Consider the following 15,425-nt stretch of genomic DNA (forward strand, 5'->3'; position numbering starts at 1 on the left):
GCGTCCCAGAAAAACGAAACCCCGCGAAAATGCGGGGTTCGTCAGCAGTCTGAACGGGAGCCTGGCTCCCGTTTTTTTTGTGCGTCAGTCGCGGCTGCCGCGCGGTTCGATACACGCATTGCCCCAGCAGCAGCTATAGTCCCCAAACGCACCCACGTCACAAGGACTGTTTCATGACTCTGCAACGCCTCCTGCTGCTCGGCAGCCTCGCCATCGTCCCAACCCTGCAGGCAGAAAACCTCAGCACCACGCCCACACCCGGCCTGTGGATCAACGAAAGCACCACGCTGATCAACGGCATCGACATGCAGGCGCGCATGCGCGAAATGCGCACCAACATGCTCAATAGCCTGCCACCGGAACAACGGGCCATGGCCGAGGAGATGCTCGGCAGCGAAGGCCAGGTCGGGGAACGCCAATGTATTACCGCCGACGCCGCGAAGACTCTGACTGACCCGGAGGCGCTACTGCGCGACGCCAAGGAAAACATGCCCAACTGTGATCTTAAGATCACCCAGTCCAGCGCTGACACGCTGCAGTTCACCGGCCGCTGCAACGACCCGGACGGATTTACCGGCGACATGAACGGTACTATCGAGATGATCTCCAGCACCGAGATGCGCTCCACCTTCAACGGCCAGGGGGCCTACTCACTGCCCGCCGGCCTGCTGAGCCAGGACGCCGGCGCCAGCAACGGTGACGTGACCCTCTCGCATCAGCAAGTCAGCCGCTGGCAATCCAGCGACTGCGGCAACGCACCGACCTACTGAACCGCAGCGCCAACCTGGCCCATCGAGAGTCTTGCACTGTTTCACACCGAAACAGCGCAGGACTCGCCTGCCTGACGCCCTCGGGTTATCCTGCCTGCACCGGCACTCGCCGGTGTAATGCAGCGACAGGGAGCGTACATGTCTGCAATCACCCAGGACGGCGCCAACAGTTGGCGCGGCCGCCTGATCGCGGTGCTGCTGGCCTTCATCATCTGGGGCGGCTGGGCACTGCTCGCCAACTGGCACAGCGACCCGGCGCACGCCGCGATGGCCGGACTCCTGCAAGGCACCTTCAGTGGCGTGCTGACCCTGCTGATGGCGCTAGCCGTTACCGCCCTGTTTCGCCGCCTGCCAGATAGTCCGCTGCGCGTGCTGCTGCCGGCACTGCTGATCGTCAGCGTCAGCTTCACCCTGCTCTACCTGCTGCACAGCTGGCACCAGACACCGGCTCTCTGGCAAACCATCATTCCCCCCAGCAGCATTGCCTTTGCCTACTGCGTATTCCTCAGCCTGCGCCTGCACCGCGAGGCGCGCGCACTCACCCTCAGCAACGAGGCACCATGACCAGCAATCGCCGCCCCCTGAAGATCCGCGATCAGCGGATCATGAACCGCTTTGCTGCCTGGCTCAGCCAGCGCAGCGTGACCCCCAATCAGATATCCGTGCTCAGCGTCATCTGCGCGCTGGCCGGCGCCGCGGCACTGGTGTGGTCCGGCCAGCAAGCCGGCGGCGAGCGCTCAGTGTGGCTGGTCGTCGCCGCGCTGTGCATCCAGCTGCGCCTGCTGTGCAACCTGTTTGACGGCATGGTCGCGATGGAAGGCGGCAAGCAGACGCCGGCGGGCGAGCTGTTCAACGACGTGCCGGATCGCATTGCCGACCCGCTGCTGATCGTCGCCTGCGGCTTCGCCCTCCCCGGATTCGAATCAGCCCAGTGGCTGGCCTGGCTCGGCGCGCTGCTGGCCGTCATGACCGCCTATGTACGCGTGCTCGGCGTCTCGCTCGGGTTGCCCGCGGACTTCCGCGGGCCGATGGCCAAGCAGCAGCGCATGGCCTTGCTGACCGGTGCCTGCGTACTCTCTGCATTCGACCCGCTGTGGCAGCACCCGGGGCTGATCCTGTGGGTCAGCCTGATCATCATCGCCGTCGGCAGCGGCCTGACGGTCATGCGCCGCCTGATCGGCGCCTATTTGCGCCTGCAACGCCGGGGGATTGAATAATGGATATCGGCCTGCCTTTTATGCTCGACCTCACACCCAATACGCTGAACGCGATGATGGTGGTGGTTGCCATGCTGGTGATCGCCAGCCTTACCCAACTGATCCTGCGCCCGCGTCTGAGTGACGACGGCTATCTGGAGCTGAAACAGCGCATCAACTCCTGGTGGGTGATGGTCGGCGTGGTGTTTACCGCACTGATGATCGGCCCAACCGCGTCGCTGATCTTCTTCACCATCCTCAGCTTCATTGCCCTGCGCGAGTTCTTCTCGATCCTGCCGGTACGGGTCACCGACCGCCGCCTGATCCTCGCGCTGTATCTGGCGGTGCCGCTGCAGTACTACTGGGTGGGGCTGGGCTGGTACGGGATGTTCATCGTCTTCATCCCGGTCTACCTGTTCCTGCTGATTCCATTCGGCCTGCTGATGCTGGGGGAAACCAAGGGCTTCATCCGCGCGGTCGGCTCCTATCAGTGGGCAACCATGACCACGGTCTTTGCAATCAGCCACGTCGCCTACCTGCTGATGCTGCCAGCGGATGAAAATCCGGCAGGCGGTGGCGTCGGGCTGGTGCTGTATCTGGTGTTCCTGACCCAGTTCAACGATGTCGCCCAGTACATCTGGGGCAAGAAGTTCGGCAACCGCAAGATCGTTCCGGCGATCAGCCCGAACAAGACCTGGGCCGGTTTTCTCGGTGGCGTGGCGACCACTACCGTGCTCGGCGCCGTGCTCGCTCCCTGGCTGACGCCGCTGGGGTGGGGTCTCGGTCTGGCGGCAGGCCTGCTGATCGGCCTGGCCGGCTTCATCGGTGACCTTACCGTCTCCGCGGTCAAACGCGACCTGCGCATCAAGGACACCAGCCAGCTGATTCCGGGCCACGGCGGCATCCTCGACCGTATCGACAGCCTGATGTACACCGCGCCGCTGTTCTTCCACTTCCTCGTCTACACCACTTACTGAGGCCGCCATGTCCGTGATCAAGCGCCTGCCCAAACAGCTGTTCTTTCTGCTGATCGTCAAGCCGGTGGTGTACCTGCTGCTTGGCCTGAACATCTACAACAAGCAACGCCTGCCCAGCCACGGCCCGGCGATTCTGGCCGCCAACCACAACAGCCATCTGGATACGCTGGTGCTGATGGCGCTCTACCCACTCAGCGAACTGCATCGGCTGCGCCCGGTAGCGGCGGCGGATTACTTCCTGCGCAATCGCTTCACCAGTTGGCTGTCACTCAACCTGATCGGCATCATCCCGCTGGATCGGCAGGGCCAGGTCGACAAGGATCAGGTGTTCGAGCAGTGCCAGCAGGCGCTGGCTGACGGCCAGATTCTGTTGCTGTTCCCCGAGGGCAGCCGCGGCGATCCAGAGCAACTGCAACCACTGCGCAAAGGTGTTTACCACCTGGCACGCAGCCATACCGGCACCCAGGTAGTACCGATTGCCATGCACGGCCTGGGGCGCGCGCTGCCCAAGGGCGGCTCGATGATCGTGCCGTTCAACGCCGACGTGGTGATTGGTGAAGCGCTGGAGCCCGGCGACGACAGCAACGCCTTTATGCAAGACCTGCAGACCTCGCTAGAAACTCTGCTGGCCCAATGCATCACCAAGCGGGATGCCCGCTGGGAAGACGAGTAAGCAGTCGCCGCACCGTTGGCAGCCGCGCAACGCACTGCCAACGGCCCAACCCTCAAAGACTAGAGCGCGACGGGCTTGGTCACCCGATCCACCAGATACACCAGACTGTGATAGTCCACGCCGCTGTGGCTGGACAACCCGATCTCGCAGGTGCGGCTGGTCGATATCCCTTCACTGCAATGCTGCACCACCGGCTTCAGCGTGCGCAGTGCATGATCATTCAACTCGGGCAGATTGAAGCCCTTGTCTCCGGCAAAGCCGCAGCAGTGATTGCCTTCGGGCACCACGACGTTGGTACTGCAGCGCCGGGCAATCTCGATCAACGCCTGCCCCTCGCCCAGATGCTGGGTGCTGCAGGTTATGTGCACCGCCACCGGCTGCTCCTGCGGGGTAAACTCTAGGCGCTGGAACAGGTGGGTGCGGATAAAGCGCACCGGATCGAAGATATCCAGCCCGTCAGCCTCGCCATTGACCAGGCTCAGGGTGCAGGGGCTGGTATCGCAGTAGATCGGATCCTTGCCGTTGCGGCTGGCTTCGCGCAGCGCCGCCAGCAGCTCATTACGCTTGGCCTCGGCCTGCTCGGGATAGCCCTTGGAGGCAAACGGCTGACCGCAGCACAGCCCGTCGAGCTGCGCCGGTAGCACCACTTCGTACCCAGCCTTTTCCAGCAGCGCACGGGTCTTGTCGATCAGCGGCATCTGCTCGCTGTCGCTGCGCGCCGGGCCCATAGTGCGCGAGATGCACGCTGGCAGATACACCACCCGCGGCTTGCCGCTCTGCCATTGATCCAGCGGTGGAACCAGCTTGACCGGCTGCGGCATGGCCGGTGTCCAGGTCGGCAAACGTTCGCCTGACAGCTTGCGCGCGCCCTCGCTCCAGCGCTGCAGGCGTGGCGCACCGAGCAGACGATGGGCCATATCCGCAGCACGCAAGGTGAAACGGACGCCCTTGAGCGCAGTGGAAAAGTGCCTGCCCAGCCAGTTGGCACGGTCCGGGTAAGTCGCCTGCGAGGCGCGCAGCTCGCGCACTAGGTCGCCGGTGTTGATGCCGACCGGGCAGCGCTCGGCGCAGAGCCCCGTCGCGGCACAGCTATCGATGCCCTGATACTGGTAAGCGGCTTCCAGCTCTCTAGTATCGATACCCGCGCGCTTCTTCGCCTGAATATCACGCCAGATGACGATGCGCTGGCGCGGTGTCAGAGTCAGCCCGTTGCTCGGGCAAACCGGCTCGCAGAAGCCGCACTCGATGCACTTGTCGACGATGTCGTTTGCTGCCGGCAGCGGTTTGAGGTTCTTCAGGTGAATCTGCGGGTCGTCCGACAGCACCACATCCGGATTGAGAATGCCCTGCGGATCGAGCAGCCGCTTTATCCGCCACATCAGCTGGTAGGCATCGCTGCCCCACTCCTGCTCGACGAACGGTGCCATGTTGCGTCCGGTGCCATGCTCAGCCTTCAGCGAGCCACCGAATTCGACCGCAACCAGCTCGGCCACATCGCCCATGAAGGCTTCATACCGGGCGACCTGGGCTGGATCGTCAAAGCCCTGGGTGAACACGAAGTGCAGGTTGCCCTCCAGCGCGTGGCCAAAGATGATCGCCTCGTCGTAGCCGTGCTTCTCGAACAGCGCAATCAACCGGTGCACGCCGGCCGCCAGTTGCTCCACGGGGAAGGTGACGTCTTCAATGATCACCGTGGTGCCAGTCGCGCGCACCGCGCCGACTGCCGGGAAGGTGCCCTTGCGAATCGCCCACAGCTGCCCGGAGACCGCCGGATCTTCGGTGAAATCGACCTGCTGCTCGACCGGGAACGGCGCCAGAGCCGCGCGGATCTGCCCCAGCTGCTCGTGCAGCAGCGACTGGCTGGCCGCCCGCGATTCGATCAGCAACGCACAAGCCTCGCCGGATAGCTCTGCCACCCACGCCGGCAGTCCCGGCTGATCCTGCACCGAGCGCAGGCTGCGCCGATCCAGCAGCTCAACCGCCGCCACTGACTGCTGCTTGAGCACCGGCACCGCGCGGCAGCAGGTGTCCACATCCGGGAAGACAATCAGCGCGCTGGCCTTGTGCGGGTACTCCGGCACGGTGTTGTAGGTCACCGAACTGATGAAACCGAGGGTCCCTTCGGAGCCGACCATCAGGTGGGTGAGGATATCCAGCGGATCGTCAAAATCGACCAGTGCGTTGAGCGACAGACCCGTGGTGTTTTTCAGCCGGTACTTGTGCCGAATGCGCTCGGCCAGCGCCGCGTTGGCGCGGGTATCGCGGCCCAGCTCGGCCAGTTGGTCCAGCAGTGCGGCATGGCTCTGGCGGAACGCCGCCACGCCGCGCTCGTCTTCGCTGTCCAGCACGCTGCCGTCAGCCAGTACCACGCGCATGCCCGCCAGCGTCTGATAGCTATTCTGCGCGGTGCCGCAGCACATGCCGCTGGCGTTGTTGGCGACGATACCGCCGATCTTGCAGGCGTTGATCGAGGCCGGGTCCGGACCAATCTTGCGCCCCAAAGGCGCCAGCACGGCGTTGGCCTGGGCACCGATCACACCCGGCTGCAGACGAATCTGGTTACCGCCGTCGCGAATCTCGCGGCCGTTCCAGTAATCCCCCAGCACGATCAGCACAGAGTCGCTGATCGCCTGCCCGGACAGACTGGTGCCCGCCGCCCGGAAGGTGACCGGCACCTGATACCGGGAGGCCAGATGCAGCAGTCGCACCACCTCGGCCTCCGACTCGACGCGCACCACCAGCTTGGGGATCAACCGGTAGAAACTGGCGTCGGTACCAAATGCCAGCGTCGACAGCGGATCGTCGAACAGCCGCTCGGCAGGAATCAGGCGGCGGGCACCGGTTAGAAAATCGGCAGGCAGGCTCATGCTATCTCCGTATCACTTGCTCAAATGCTGCAGCTCACGCACCAGCAGATCGGCGTTGATCTCGCTGATGGATTTGGCACCAGTGAGCACCATGGCAACCCGCATCTCTTTTTCGATCAGCTCCAGCAGATTGCTCACGCCGGCCTGCCCGTCAGCGGCCAGCGCGTAGATAAAGGCGCGGCCGAGCATGGTGCAGTCGGCACCGAGCGCCAACATGCGCACCACATCCAGACCAGTGCGAATACCGGAGTCAACCAGAATTTTCAGATCGCCCTTCACCGCATCGGCAATCGCCGGCAGTGCGCGCGCGCTGGACAGTACACCATCGAGCTGGCGGCCGCCGTGGTTGGACACGACGATGCCGTCGGCGCCGAAGCGTACCGCATCACGGGCGTCTTCCGGGTCAAGAATGCCCTTGATCACCATCGGGCCGTCCCAGAAATCGCGAATCCACTGCAGATCTTTCCAGGAGATCGAGGCATCGAAGTTGTCACCCAGCCAGCCCATGTAATCGGCCAGACCGGTTGGGTTGCCGCGGTAGGCGGAGATATTGCCCAGGTCGTGCGGCTTGCCGAGCAGACCAACATCGAACGCCCAGCGCGGATGGGTGACAGCCTGCAGGTATCGGCGCATCGCCGCGTTCGGGCCGCTCATGCCCGAATGCGCATCGCGGTAGCGCGCGCCCGGCACCGGCATGTCGACGGTGAACACCAGCGTGGTGACGCCCGCCGCCTTGGCGCGTTCCAGCGCATTCTTCATAAAGCCGCGATCTTTCAGTACGTAGAGCTGGAACCACATCGGGCGGCTGATGGCGGGTGCGACTTCCTCGATCGGGCAGACCGAAACGGTCGACAGGGTAAACGGAATGCCCTTGTCCGCCGCAGCACGCGCCGCCTGCACCTCGCCGCGACGGGCATACATGCCGGTCAGCCCCACCGGAGACAGCGCCACCGGCATGCTCAGGGTTTCGTCGAAAAGATGGGTTTCCAGGCTGAGCTCCGCCATGTTCTTCAGCACCCGCTGACGCAGGGCGATGCCCGCCAGATCCTCAACGTTCTTCTTCAGGGTGTGCTCGGCGTAGGCGCCGCCATCGATGTAGTGAAACAGGAACGGAGGCAGACGACGCTGGGCGGCGGCGCGGTAATCGGTCGAGGCAGAAATGATCATCAGCAAACTCTCATCGGTTCTTCAACGGACAACGCCCCGGCACTGAGGGCCAGGGCGCGCACGGGCATTACATCAGCCAGCCATCAGCGGATCGCTGACACCCAGCACGTAGGCAGCAAACAACGCCAGCAGACCGGTCATCAGCACATAGTACAGGGTCGGCCAGACGGTACGGCGCAGAGTGGTGCCTTCACGTCCAAGCAGGCCAACCGTCGCCGAAGCTGCAACCACGTTGTGAATCGCCACCATGTTACCGGCAGCAGCACCGACGGCCTGCACCGAGACGATCAGCGCGGTAGACAGCCCCAAGTTACTCGCGACGCCAAACTGGAACTGGCTGAACATCATGTTGGACACCGTGTTCGAGCCGGCGAGGAAGGCACCCAGCGCGCCAATAGTCGGCGCCAGCAGCGGATAGATGCCGCCCACGCTGTCGGCCACATAACGGGCCATCAGGATCGGCATGCTCGGCAGGTCAGCGGCGTTGACGCCGGAGTTGATCAGAATCCGCACCATCGGCACGGTGAACAGCAGGACAAAGCCGGCACTGAGCAGCACGCCACCGGACTCACTGACGGCCTTGCCCAGCTCGCTGATTTTCATGCGGTGCAGGAAGAAGGTCGCAATCACCACCATCACCAGAATGCCGCCCGGCAGATACAGTGGCTGCACACCACCGCTGACGCCTGCTTCACCCAGGATGTCGGTGAAGTTGATCGCGACCGACTTGAACGCAGTGCTGACTTCAGGGAAGACGCGGCTGATGACCAGCAGCACACCCACCAGCAGGTACGGCAGCCAGGCGCGGAAGCTGCTCATCGGGCGCGCCGTCAGTTCTTCCAGCTTCATCTCGACGGAGCCCATCCAGGCGGCTGGCCAGCTGTCGCGCGGCGCGAAATCCCACTGACGCTTGGGCACCAGGAAGCCGAAACGCGCGGCGGTAGTCACGATCGCCAAGCCGACCAGCCCGCCAATCAGCGAGGGGAACTCAGGGCCCAGCAGCAGGCCGCTGATGACGTAAGGAATGGTCATCGACAGACCGGCGAACAGTGCGAACGGCAGCACTTCGAAGACCGCACGCCAGCTCTTGTCCTTGCCAAAGAAGCGCACCAGCATGATCACCATGACCAGCGGCATCACGGTACCGACCAGCGCGTGAACGATGGCCACCTGACTGGTAATCAGCTGCAGGTAGGCATCCCAGCTGGAGCCGTTAGCCGCCAACTGCTCGCCAATCGCCGCGTGATCCAGACCGGTATTCACCCCCACGATGATCGGCGTACCCACCGCACCAAAGGACACCGGCGTGCTCTGCACCAGCATGCCCATGAGCACCGCTGCCATCGCCGGGAAGCCGATAGCCACCAGCAACGGCGCGGCAATCGCAGCCGGAGTACCGAAGCCAGAGGCGCCTTCAATAAAGCAGCCGAACAGCCAGGCGATGATGATCGCCTGAATCCGGCGGTCAGGACTGATGGTGGTGAACCCGGCGCGAATGGCCGTGATACCACCGGAGTGCTTGAGGGTATTGAGCAGCAGAATCGCACCGAAGATGATCCACAACACACCCACGGTGACGACCAACCCCTGCAGGGTCGATGCCAGCACCCGGTTGAAGCTCATATCCCAGACAAACAGCGCAATACCGGCGCTGAGCAGATAGACCAGCGGCATGGCGCGCCGGGCAGGCCAGCGCAGGCCAATCAGCAACACACCTGCAAGCAGGATCGGGGCAAAGGCCATGAAGGCGAGGAAACCGGAAGACATGAAGCGCTCCTGTAATTGTTATTGGCGTTCGAGCACCAATTGGTAATACCAATTTACAAAACTGGATGAACAGATTAAAAAAGCACCAGAAGCATGTCAAACCCGCAACGCTAGACTTTGGTATAGATGGCTATCTTCGGGTTGCCTGCGCGCAGGAGGCTCGCTACCCTTTCCTGGCGATTGGTAAGACCAAAGGAACAACAATGGAAGTAGGTCAGATTCGGCAGCGCAGGCTGTCCGACAACATCGTTGAGCAGCTGGAAACCATGATTCTTGAGGGCACGCTGCAACCGGGCCAACGCCTGCCGGCCGAGCGCGCGCTGGCTGAGCAGTTCGGCGTGTCCCGTCCATCGCTGCGCGAGGCAGTACAGAAACTGGTCGCTAAAGGACTGCTGATCAGCCGCCAGGGCGGCGGCAACTATGTCAGCGACTCGCTCGGCTCCAGCTTCAGCGACCCGCTGCTGACCCTGCTGGAAGGCCGCCCGGAAGCCCAGCGCGATCTGCTGGAATTCCGCCATACGCTGGAAGCCGAGTGCGCCTACTACGCCGCCCAGCGCGCGACCGACCTGGATCGCCAGCACCTGCAAGCGGCCTTTGATGCACTGCAGGCGTGCTATGCCCGCGAGGGTAAGGCTTCACGCGCCGAAGAAGGTGCTGCCGACGCGCGCTTCCATCTGGCGATTGCCGAAGCCAGCCACAACCTGGTGCTGCTGCACACCATTCGCGGGCTGTTCGACCTGCTCAAACGCAACGTGGTGACCAACATCGGCGGGATGTATGCGCTGCGCAGCGAGACCCGCCGCATGCTGGTCGAGCAGCATCAGGCGCTGTTCGACGCCATCATGCAGGGTCGCGCCGACGATGCCCGACGCATTGCCAGCGAGCACATCAGCTACGTGCAGGACGTGCTGCAGCAAAGTGAAGAGGAAAACCGGCGGCTGGCCCGCGCCCAGCGGCGCGAGCGGCCGGTCAGTCGCTGAGCCAGTCGGCCAGCACCTCGGCGTTGTGTTCACCCAGCAACGGCGGCGGACGGCGGTAATCAACCGGCGTGCGTGACAGCCGAATCGGGTTGGCGACCAGATCCACTTCGCCAGCCAACGGGTGCGCCATGCGAATGCGGGTACCGCGCGACTGCACCTGCGGATCGGCAAACACCTGCGCCAGATCGTTGATCGGCCCGCAGGGCACGCCAGCCTGCTCCAGCGCCACAATCCACTCGGCGGTGGTGCGAAACACCGTGACCTGACGGATCAGCGGAATCAGCTCGGCGCGATTGGCAACCCGTGCGGCATTGCTGACAAAACGCGGATCAGTCGCCCACTCCGGGTGCCCGGCCACCTCACAGAACTTGCGAAACTGCCCGTCATTACCCACCGTCAGGATGAAGTCGCCATCGGCGGTCGGGAAATCCTGATAAGGCACGATATTCGGATGGGCGTTGCCCAGGCGTTTGGGTGGCACGCCGGTAGTGAGGTAGTTCAGCGCCTGATTACCGAGGCAGGCGATTTGCACGTCCAGCAGCGCCAGATCGATGTACTGGCCCTGACCGCTGCGCTCACGCTCGGACAGTGCGGCGAGAATGGCGTTGCTGGCGTACAGCCCGGTGAGGATATCGGTCAGCGCTACACCAACCTTGACCGGCCCGGCCCCCTCCTCGCCATCGGCCTTGCCGGTGATACTCATCAGTCCGCCCATGGCCTGAATCATGAAGTCATAGCCGGCCCGCTTGGCATACGGCCCCTGCTGACCGAAGCCGGTCACCGAGCAGTAGATCAGCCGCGGATTGAGCGCCTGCAAACTGGCGTAATCCAGCCCATAAGCCGCCAGCCCGCCAACCTTGAAGTTCTCGATCAGCACATCCGCGCGCTGCACCAGCTCTCGGACCTGCTGCTGCCCCTCCGGCTGGGTGAAATCGATGGTGATCGAGCGCTTGTTGCGATTGGCCGACAGAAAGTACGCGGCCTCGGAGGTGTCGCGACCATCGGCATCACGCAGGTACGGCGGCCCCCAGGCACGGGTGTCGTCCCCCGCTCCCGGCCGTTCAACCTTGACTACATCCGCGCCCAGATCTGCCAGCATCTGCCCGGCCCAGGGGCCAGCCAGTACGCGGGAAAGATCCAGCACCTTCAGACCCGATAACGCACCCATCAACGTGACTCCACGCGGCGACTAGAACCTGCCGCTCTGATTGGAAACCGAGGCGCCAGACCCTTTGCCGCCGCCAGATGCAACAAGCCGGGCGATCAGAGCCCGGCTTGCTGGTTACCGCTTGCGACCGCCGGGGCTGATCAGAAGAACGCCTGCAGACCGGTCTGCGCACGGCCGAGGATCAGCGCGTGCACGTCGTGGGTACCTTCGTAGGTGTTGACCACTTCCAGGTTGACCACGTGACGGATCACGCCGTATTCGTCGGAGATACCGTTACCACCCAGCATGTCGCGGGCAACACGGGCGATATCCAGCGACTTGCCGCAGGAGTTGCGCTTCATGATCGAGGTAATTTCAACCGCGGCAGTCCCTTCATCCTTCATGCGGCCCAGACGCAGGCAACCTTGCAGTGCGAGGGTGATTTCGGTCTGCATGTCCGCCAGTTTCTTTTGCACCAGCTGAGTCTGCGCCAGCGGGCGACCGAACTGCAGGCGGTCCAGGGTGTACTGACGGGCGGTGTGCCAGCAGAACTCGGCAGCGCCCAGCGCGCCCCAGGAGATACCGTAACGAGCAGAGTTCAGGCAGGTGAACGGACCTTTCAGGCCAGTTACGTGCGGCAGCATGTTCTCTTCCGGCACGAATACGTCGTCCATCACGATTTCACCGGTGATGGAGGTACGCAGACCAACCTTACCCTTGATGGCCGGCGCGCTCAGGCCTTTCCAGCCTTTCTCCAGAATGAAGCCGCGAATCACGTCATCATCAGTCTTTGCCCATACTACGAAGACGTCAGCGATGGGGCTGTTGGTGATCCACATCTTAGCGCCCTTGAGCAGGTAGCCACCTTCGGTGCTGCGTGCACGGGTAACCATGGAGCCCGGGTCGGAACCGTGGTTCGGCTCGGTCAGGCCGAAGCAACCGATGAACTCGCCAGAAGCCAGCTTGGGCAGGTACTTCTGCTTCTGCTCCTCAGAACCGAATTCGTTGATCGGCACCATGACCAGCGAGGACTGCACGCTCATCATCGAGCGGTAGCCGGAGTCGACGCGCTCTACTTCACGGGCGATCAGGCCGTAGCAGACATAGTTCAGGCCGCTTCCGCCGTACTCGGTAGGAATGGTTGCGCCCAGCAGGCCCAGCTCGCCCATTTCACGGAAGATTTCCACATCGGTCTGCTCATTACGGAACGAGTTCAGCACCCGCGGCATGAGCTTGTCCTGGCAGTACTGGCGGGCGCTGTCACGCACCATGCGCTCTTCTTCAGTCAGTTGCTGGTCCAGCAGCAGCGGATCTTCCCAGTTGAAACTTGCCTTGGATGCGGCCATGAGCTCTCCGATAGTCGTGTTATGAGTGATCAGGTTCCAGCGAGGAACCACAAGATGTCAGCGACTCTACGCCCGCCGAGCCCCGCCAACAACCGTCTTTTTTGCAGACGCCTGTGCTAAATTGGAACTCCGTGAACGCCATTGACCGAATATTCACGGCATTTGATGGCGATTTCAGCATTCCGAAACAACACCCGCTGCAGACAGGACAGCATAGCCCATGCGCCGCAAGATTCCGCCGACCCAGGCTCTGGTCTGTTTCGAGTCCTCCGCCCGCCACGAGAGCTTCACCAAGGCAGCCGAGGAGTTGTCACTGACCCAGAGCGCGGTATGCCGACAAATCGCCAACCTCGAAGCCTTCCTCGACATCCAGCTGTTTCGCCGCACCCGCCGCGGCGTGAAGCTGACCGATGCCGGGCAAATCTACAGCCGCCGCATCGCCAGCCGGCTGGATGCGGTTGAACGCGATACGCTGTCGGTAATGGGCAACCAGGGCACCGCCACGCTGGAATTGGCGCTGGTACCCACCTTCGGCACCCAGTGGCTGTTGCCACGGCTGAGCCACTTCCTGCGCCTGCATCCGCAGATCACCGTCAATCTGACCAACCGTACACGGCCCTTTCTGTTTGCCGATACCGAGTTCGACGCCGCCATCTACTTCGGCGACGGCGACTGGTCCGGTACGCAGACCCACTACCTGATGCCCGAAGCGCCGATTCCGGTCTGCAGCCCGGCGCTGATCGCGCCGGCCCGTGAACTCTCGCCAGAAGACATTGCCCGCCTGCCGCTGTTACAGCAGACCACTCGCCCCTATGCCTGGCGCCAGTGGTTCGCCGCCGCCGACATGCGCGTAGAGCACGACCTCAACGGCACCCGCCTGGAGCTGTTCTCGATGCTCGCGCAGGCGGCCATGCACGGCATGGGCATCGCGCTGATCCCACCGTTCCTGATTCGCCAGGAACTGGCCGACGGCCGATTGATCAGCCCCTGCCCGCGCAGCTTCGAGACCGACAATGGTTACTACCTGGTGATTCCCGAGCGCAAGGCCGAGTCGGCTGCACTGCTGGCGTTCCGCGACTGGATTCTGGAGCAGGCGCAGGCCTACCAGGCACAGGCGTAAAGCAACGATTTACAGGCAAAAAAAGGGGCCCGAAGGCCCCTGAAGCACACATGAACTGGGTACAGCAATTACTGGCGAACGCCTTCGACAGTAATGATCAGGTCGACGGTTTCAGACGCCGGCCCGAGGTTGTAAGTGATACCGAAATCAGCCAGCTTCAGCGTTGTGGTCGCGTCGAAGCCGGCGCGGTAGCCACCCCACGGGTCGTCGCCTTCACCGATAAAGCGCGCATCCAGCACCACCGGCTTGGTGACGCCATTCAGGGTCAGATCGCCGGTGACCTTGGCAGTATTGTCGCCAGTCATCTCCACCCCGGTGGAGGCAAAGGTCGCGGTGCCGTGGGCATCGACATTCAGGAAGTCGGCGCTGCGGATGTGCTTGTCACGCTCGGCGTGGTTGGTGTCCACGCTGGCCGTGTTCAGCGTCACGTTGACGCTGCTCGCCTCGGGCTTGGCAGCATCCCAGCTGAAGGTACCGTCGAAGTCGTTGAACCGGCCGTAGATCCAGCTATAACCCAGGTGGCTAATCTTGAAGTTGACCGAGGCGTGCTGCCCCTGCTTGTCGATCTGGTAGTCCGCGGCCTGCGCCAGACCACCCGCCATCATCAGACCACCGAGGGTGGCTGCAACCATCAGTTTCTTCATTTGCCGTTCTCCGTCGAGTTACGCAGCCGCATGCCAAGCATGCGCCGCAGAGTATTGTCCTTGTCGATCAGGTGATGCTTGAGTGCCCCCAGCGCATGCACTGTGGCAACACCCAACAATCCCAGCGCCAACCAGTAATGTACCGCCCCGGCCCGGTCCGCCTGATCCGGCAAGCCGCTGATCAGCGCCGGTACCTCGAACCAGCCGAACAGGCTGACGCCGCTGCCTTTGGCCGTCGAGATCAGATAACCACTGATCACAATCAACAGCATAGCGACGTACATCAGCCACTGCGCAGTGCCTGCTGCCAGACGCTCGACGCGCGAGTGACTGGGCAACGCTGCCGGCGCCGGAGACAACCAGCGCCAGAGCAGGCGCGCCAGCAGCAGGGCAGCAAACATCAGCCCTACGCTTTTGTGCCAGAACGGCGCGCTGGTGTACCAAGGGCTGTAATAGTTAAGACTGGTCATCCACAGACCGACCGCCGCCAGCCCTATCACCAGAACTGCCATCACCCAGTGCAGGCTCGCTGCCAGCCAGCCGAATCTGTCCTTGCTGTTACGCCACTGCATAGTCACCTCACCTGCGATGGACGAGATAATCCCATCGATTGAGTGAGATAAAAAGCGCAAAAATTGGTTCCCACCAAACAGGTTTCTCGATATTTCAGCGACCCCAAGCACCCTATCCCGGACACAAAAAAACCTCCCGAAGGAGGTTTCAGACTGCTGACAAAGCCCCTAGCCGAAAGGCGGGGGCTTTTGTTTAATG

At 62.8% G+C, this 15,425-nt stretch carries 14 protein-coding genes; 7 read left to right on the top strand and 7 right to left on the bottom strand.

All coding sequences use genetic code 11. The annotated features are described in order from the left end of the window. Nucleotides 1-173 precede the first annotated feature (173 nt). The 5 genes from AAFM31_RS17100 (at nucleotide 174) to AAFM31_RS17120 (ending at nucleotide 3,616) form a co-directional block, all read left to right on the top strand. Nucleotides 174-770, top strand: coding sequence for a DUF3617 family protein (locus tag AAFM31_RS17100; RefSeq protein ID WP_341709107.1), 597 nt, complete (start codon nucleotides 174-176; stop codon nucleotides 768-770). 138 nt (nucleotides 771-908) lie between these two features. Then, nucleotides 909-1,334, top strand: coding sequence for a hypothetical protein (locus AAFM31_RS17105; RefSeq protein WP_341709108.1), 426 nt, complete (start codon nucleotides 909-911; stop codon nucleotides 1,332-1,334). Continuing rightward, nucleotides 1,331-1,987, top strand: coding sequence for a CDP-alcohol phosphatidyltransferase family protein (locus AAFM31_RS17110; RefSeq protein ID WP_341709109.1), 657 nt, complete (start codon nucleotides 1,331-1,333; stop codon nucleotides 1,985-1,987). Before AAFM31_RS17105 ends, AAFM31_RS17110 begins: the two co-directional genes overlap by 4 nt. Further along, nucleotides 1,987-2,943, top strand: coding sequence for a phosphatidate cytidylyltransferase (locus AAFM31_RS17115; protein WP_341709110.1), 957 nt, complete (start codon nucleotides 1,987-1,989; stop codon nucleotides 2,941-2,943). Before AAFM31_RS17110 ends, AAFM31_RS17115 begins: the two co-directional genes overlap by 1 nt. Before the next feature lie 7 nt (nucleotides 2,944-2,950). Next, the gene (locus tag AAFM31_RS17120; RefSeq protein ID WP_341709111.1) at nucleotides 2,951-3,616 is read left to right on the top strand and encodes a lysophospholipid acyltransferase family protein; all 666 of its coding nucleotides are present in this window, start codon (nucleotides 2,951-2,953) and stop codon (nucleotides 3,614-3,616) included. A 59-nt stretch (nucleotides 3,617-3,675) separates the two neighbouring features. Here the strand turns inward: AAFM31_RS17120 and AAFM31_RS17125 are convergent, their stop codons facing one another. From AAFM31_RS17125 to AAFM31_RS17135, 3 genes are all read right to left on the bottom strand, one after another. Beyond that, the gene (locus AAFM31_RS17125) at nucleotides 3,676-6,483 is read right to left on the bottom strand and encodes an FAD-binding and (Fe-S)-binding domain-containing protein (RefSeq protein ID WP_341709112.1); all 2,808 of its coding nucleotides are present in this window, start codon (nucleotides 6,481-6,483) and stop codon (nucleotides 3,676-3,678) included. A 12-nt stretch (nucleotides 6,484-6,495) separates the two neighbouring features. Next, nucleotides 6,496-7,650: an FMN-dependent L-lactate dehydrogenase LldD gene (gene lldD, locus AAFM31_RS17130; protein ID WP_341709113.1), complete on the bottom strand. Its 1,155-nt coding sequence runs from the start codon at nucleotides 7,648-7,650 to the stop codon at nucleotides 6,496-6,498. Between the two features lie 72 nt (nucleotides 7,651-7,722). After that, complete coding sequence (locus tag AAFM31_RS17135; protein WP_341709114.1) at nucleotides 7,723-9,417, bottom strand: L-lactate permease; 1,695 nt, start codon at nucleotides 9,415-9,417, stop codon at nucleotides 7,723-7,725. Nucleotides 9,418-9,620: 203 nt separating this feature from the next. Here AAFM31_RS17135 and AAFM31_RS17140 point away from each other — a divergent pair, with 203 nt between their 5' ends. After that, nucleotides 9,621-10,397: a GntR family transcriptional regulator gene (locus AAFM31_RS17140; protein ID WP_341709115.1), complete on the top strand. Its 777-nt coding sequence runs from the start codon at nucleotides 9,621-9,623 to the stop codon at nucleotides 10,395-10,397. Here the strand turns inward: AAFM31_RS17140 and AAFM31_RS17145 are convergent. Together AAFM31_RS17145 and AAFM31_RS17150 are read right to left on the bottom strand one after the other, a co-directional pair. Next, a complete protein-coding gene (locus AAFM31_RS17145) occupies nucleotides 10,387-11,568 on the bottom strand; it encodes a CaiB/BaiF CoA-transferase family protein (RefSeq protein WP_341709116.1) in 1,182 nt (393 codons plus the stop codon). The genes AAFM31_RS17140 and AAFM31_RS17145 overlap by 11 nt on opposite strands. Before the next feature lie 137 nt (nucleotides 11,569-11,705). Then, nucleotides 11,706-12,890 (bottom strand): acyl-CoA dehydrogenase, encoded by a 1,185-nt coding sequence (locus tag AAFM31_RS17150; protein ID WP_104738717.1) that lies wholly within the window; start codon nucleotides 12,888-12,890, stop codon nucleotides 11,706-11,708. 220 nt (nucleotides 12,891-13,110) lie between these two features. Here AAFM31_RS17150 and AAFM31_RS17155 point away from each other — a divergent pair, with 220 nt between their 5' ends. Continuing rightward, the gene (locus AAFM31_RS17155) at nucleotides 13,111-14,010 is read left to right on the top strand and encodes a LysR family transcriptional regulator (RefSeq protein WP_341709117.1); all 900 of its coding nucleotides are present in this window, start codon (nucleotides 13,111-13,113) and stop codon (nucleotides 14,008-14,010) included. 68 nt (nucleotides 14,011-14,078) lie between these two features. Here the strand turns inward: AAFM31_RS17155 and AAFM31_RS17160 are convergent, their stop codons facing one another. Continuing rightward, nucleotides 14,079-14,654 (bottom strand): YceI family protein, encoded by a 576-nt coding sequence (locus AAFM31_RS17160; protein ID WP_341709118.1) that lies wholly within the window; start codon nucleotides 14,652-14,654, stop codon nucleotides 14,079-14,081. After that, a complete protein-coding gene (locus AAFM31_RS17165; protein ID WP_341709119.1) occupies nucleotides 14,651-15,226 on the bottom strand; it encodes a cytochrome b in 576 nt (191 codons plus the stop codon). Before AAFM31_RS17165 ends, AAFM31_RS17160 begins: the two co-directional genes overlap by 4 nt. Between the last annotated feature and the right edge of the window lie 199 nt (nucleotides 15,227-15,425).

Origin of the sequence: Halopseudomonas sp. (assembly GCF_038130085.1) — a bacterium.
Taxonomy (GTDB): Bacteria; Pseudomonadota; Gammaproteobacteria; order Pseudomonadales; family Pseudomonadaceae; genus Halopseudomonas.

What these genes read in the sequence shown, in the direction of transcription:
- AAFM31_RS17165 (WP_341709119.1), bottom strand. Translation starts at nt 15,226, where the DNA reads ATGCAGTGGCGTAACAGCAAGGACAGATTCGGCTGGCTGGCAGCGAGC.
- AAFM31_RS17135 (WP_341709114.1), bottom strand. Translation starts at nt 9,417, where the DNA reads ATGTCTTCCGGTTTCCTCGCCTTCATGGCCTTTGCCCCGATCCTGCTT.
- lldD (WP_341709113.1), bottom strand. Translation starts at nt 7,650, where the DNA reads ATGATCATTTCTGCCTCGACCGATTACCGCGCCGCCGCCCAGCGTCGT.
- AAFM31_RS17115 (WP_341709110.1), top strand. Translation starts at nt 1,987, where the DNA reads ATGGATATCGGCCTGCCTTTTATGCTCGACCTCACACCCAATACGCTG.
- AAFM31_RS17150 (WP_104738717.1), bottom strand. Translation starts at nt 12,890, where the DNA reads ATGGCCGCATCCAAGGCAAGTTTCAACTGGGAAGATCCGCTGCTGCTG.
- AAFM31_RS17105 (WP_341709108.1), top strand. Translation starts at nt 909, where the DNA reads ATGTCTGCAATCACCCAGGACGGCGCCAACAGTTGGCGCGGCCGCCTG.
- AAFM31_RS17100 (WP_341709107.1), top strand. Translation starts at nt 174, where the DNA reads ATGACTCTGCAACGCCTCCTGCTGCTCGGCAGCCTCGCCATCGTCCCA.
- AAFM31_RS17160 (WP_341709118.1), bottom strand. Translation starts at nt 14,654, where the DNA reads ATGAAGAAACTGATGGTTGCAGCCACCCTCGGTGGTCTGATGATGGCG.
- AAFM31_RS17140 (WP_341709115.1), top strand. Translation starts at nt 9,621, where the DNA reads ATGGAAGTAGGTCAGATTCGGCAGCGCAGGCTGTCCGACAACATCGTT.
- AAFM31_RS17120 (WP_341709111.1), top strand. Translation starts at nt 2,951, where the DNA reads ATGTCCGTGATCAAGCGCCTGCCCAAACAGCTGTTCTTTCTGCTGATC.
- AAFM31_RS17125 (WP_341709112.1), bottom strand. Translation starts at nt 6,483, where the DNA reads ATGAGCCTGCCTGCCGATTTTCTAACCGGTGCCCGCCGCCTGATTCCT.
- AAFM31_RS17110 (WP_341709109.1), top strand. Translation starts at nt 1,331, where the DNA reads ATGACCAGCAATCGCCGCCCCCTGAAGATCCGCGATCAGCGGATCATG.
- AAFM31_RS17155 (WP_341709117.1), top strand. Translation starts at nt 13,111, where the DNA reads ATGCGCCGCAAGATTCCGCCGACCCAGGCTCTGGTCTGTTTCGAGTCC.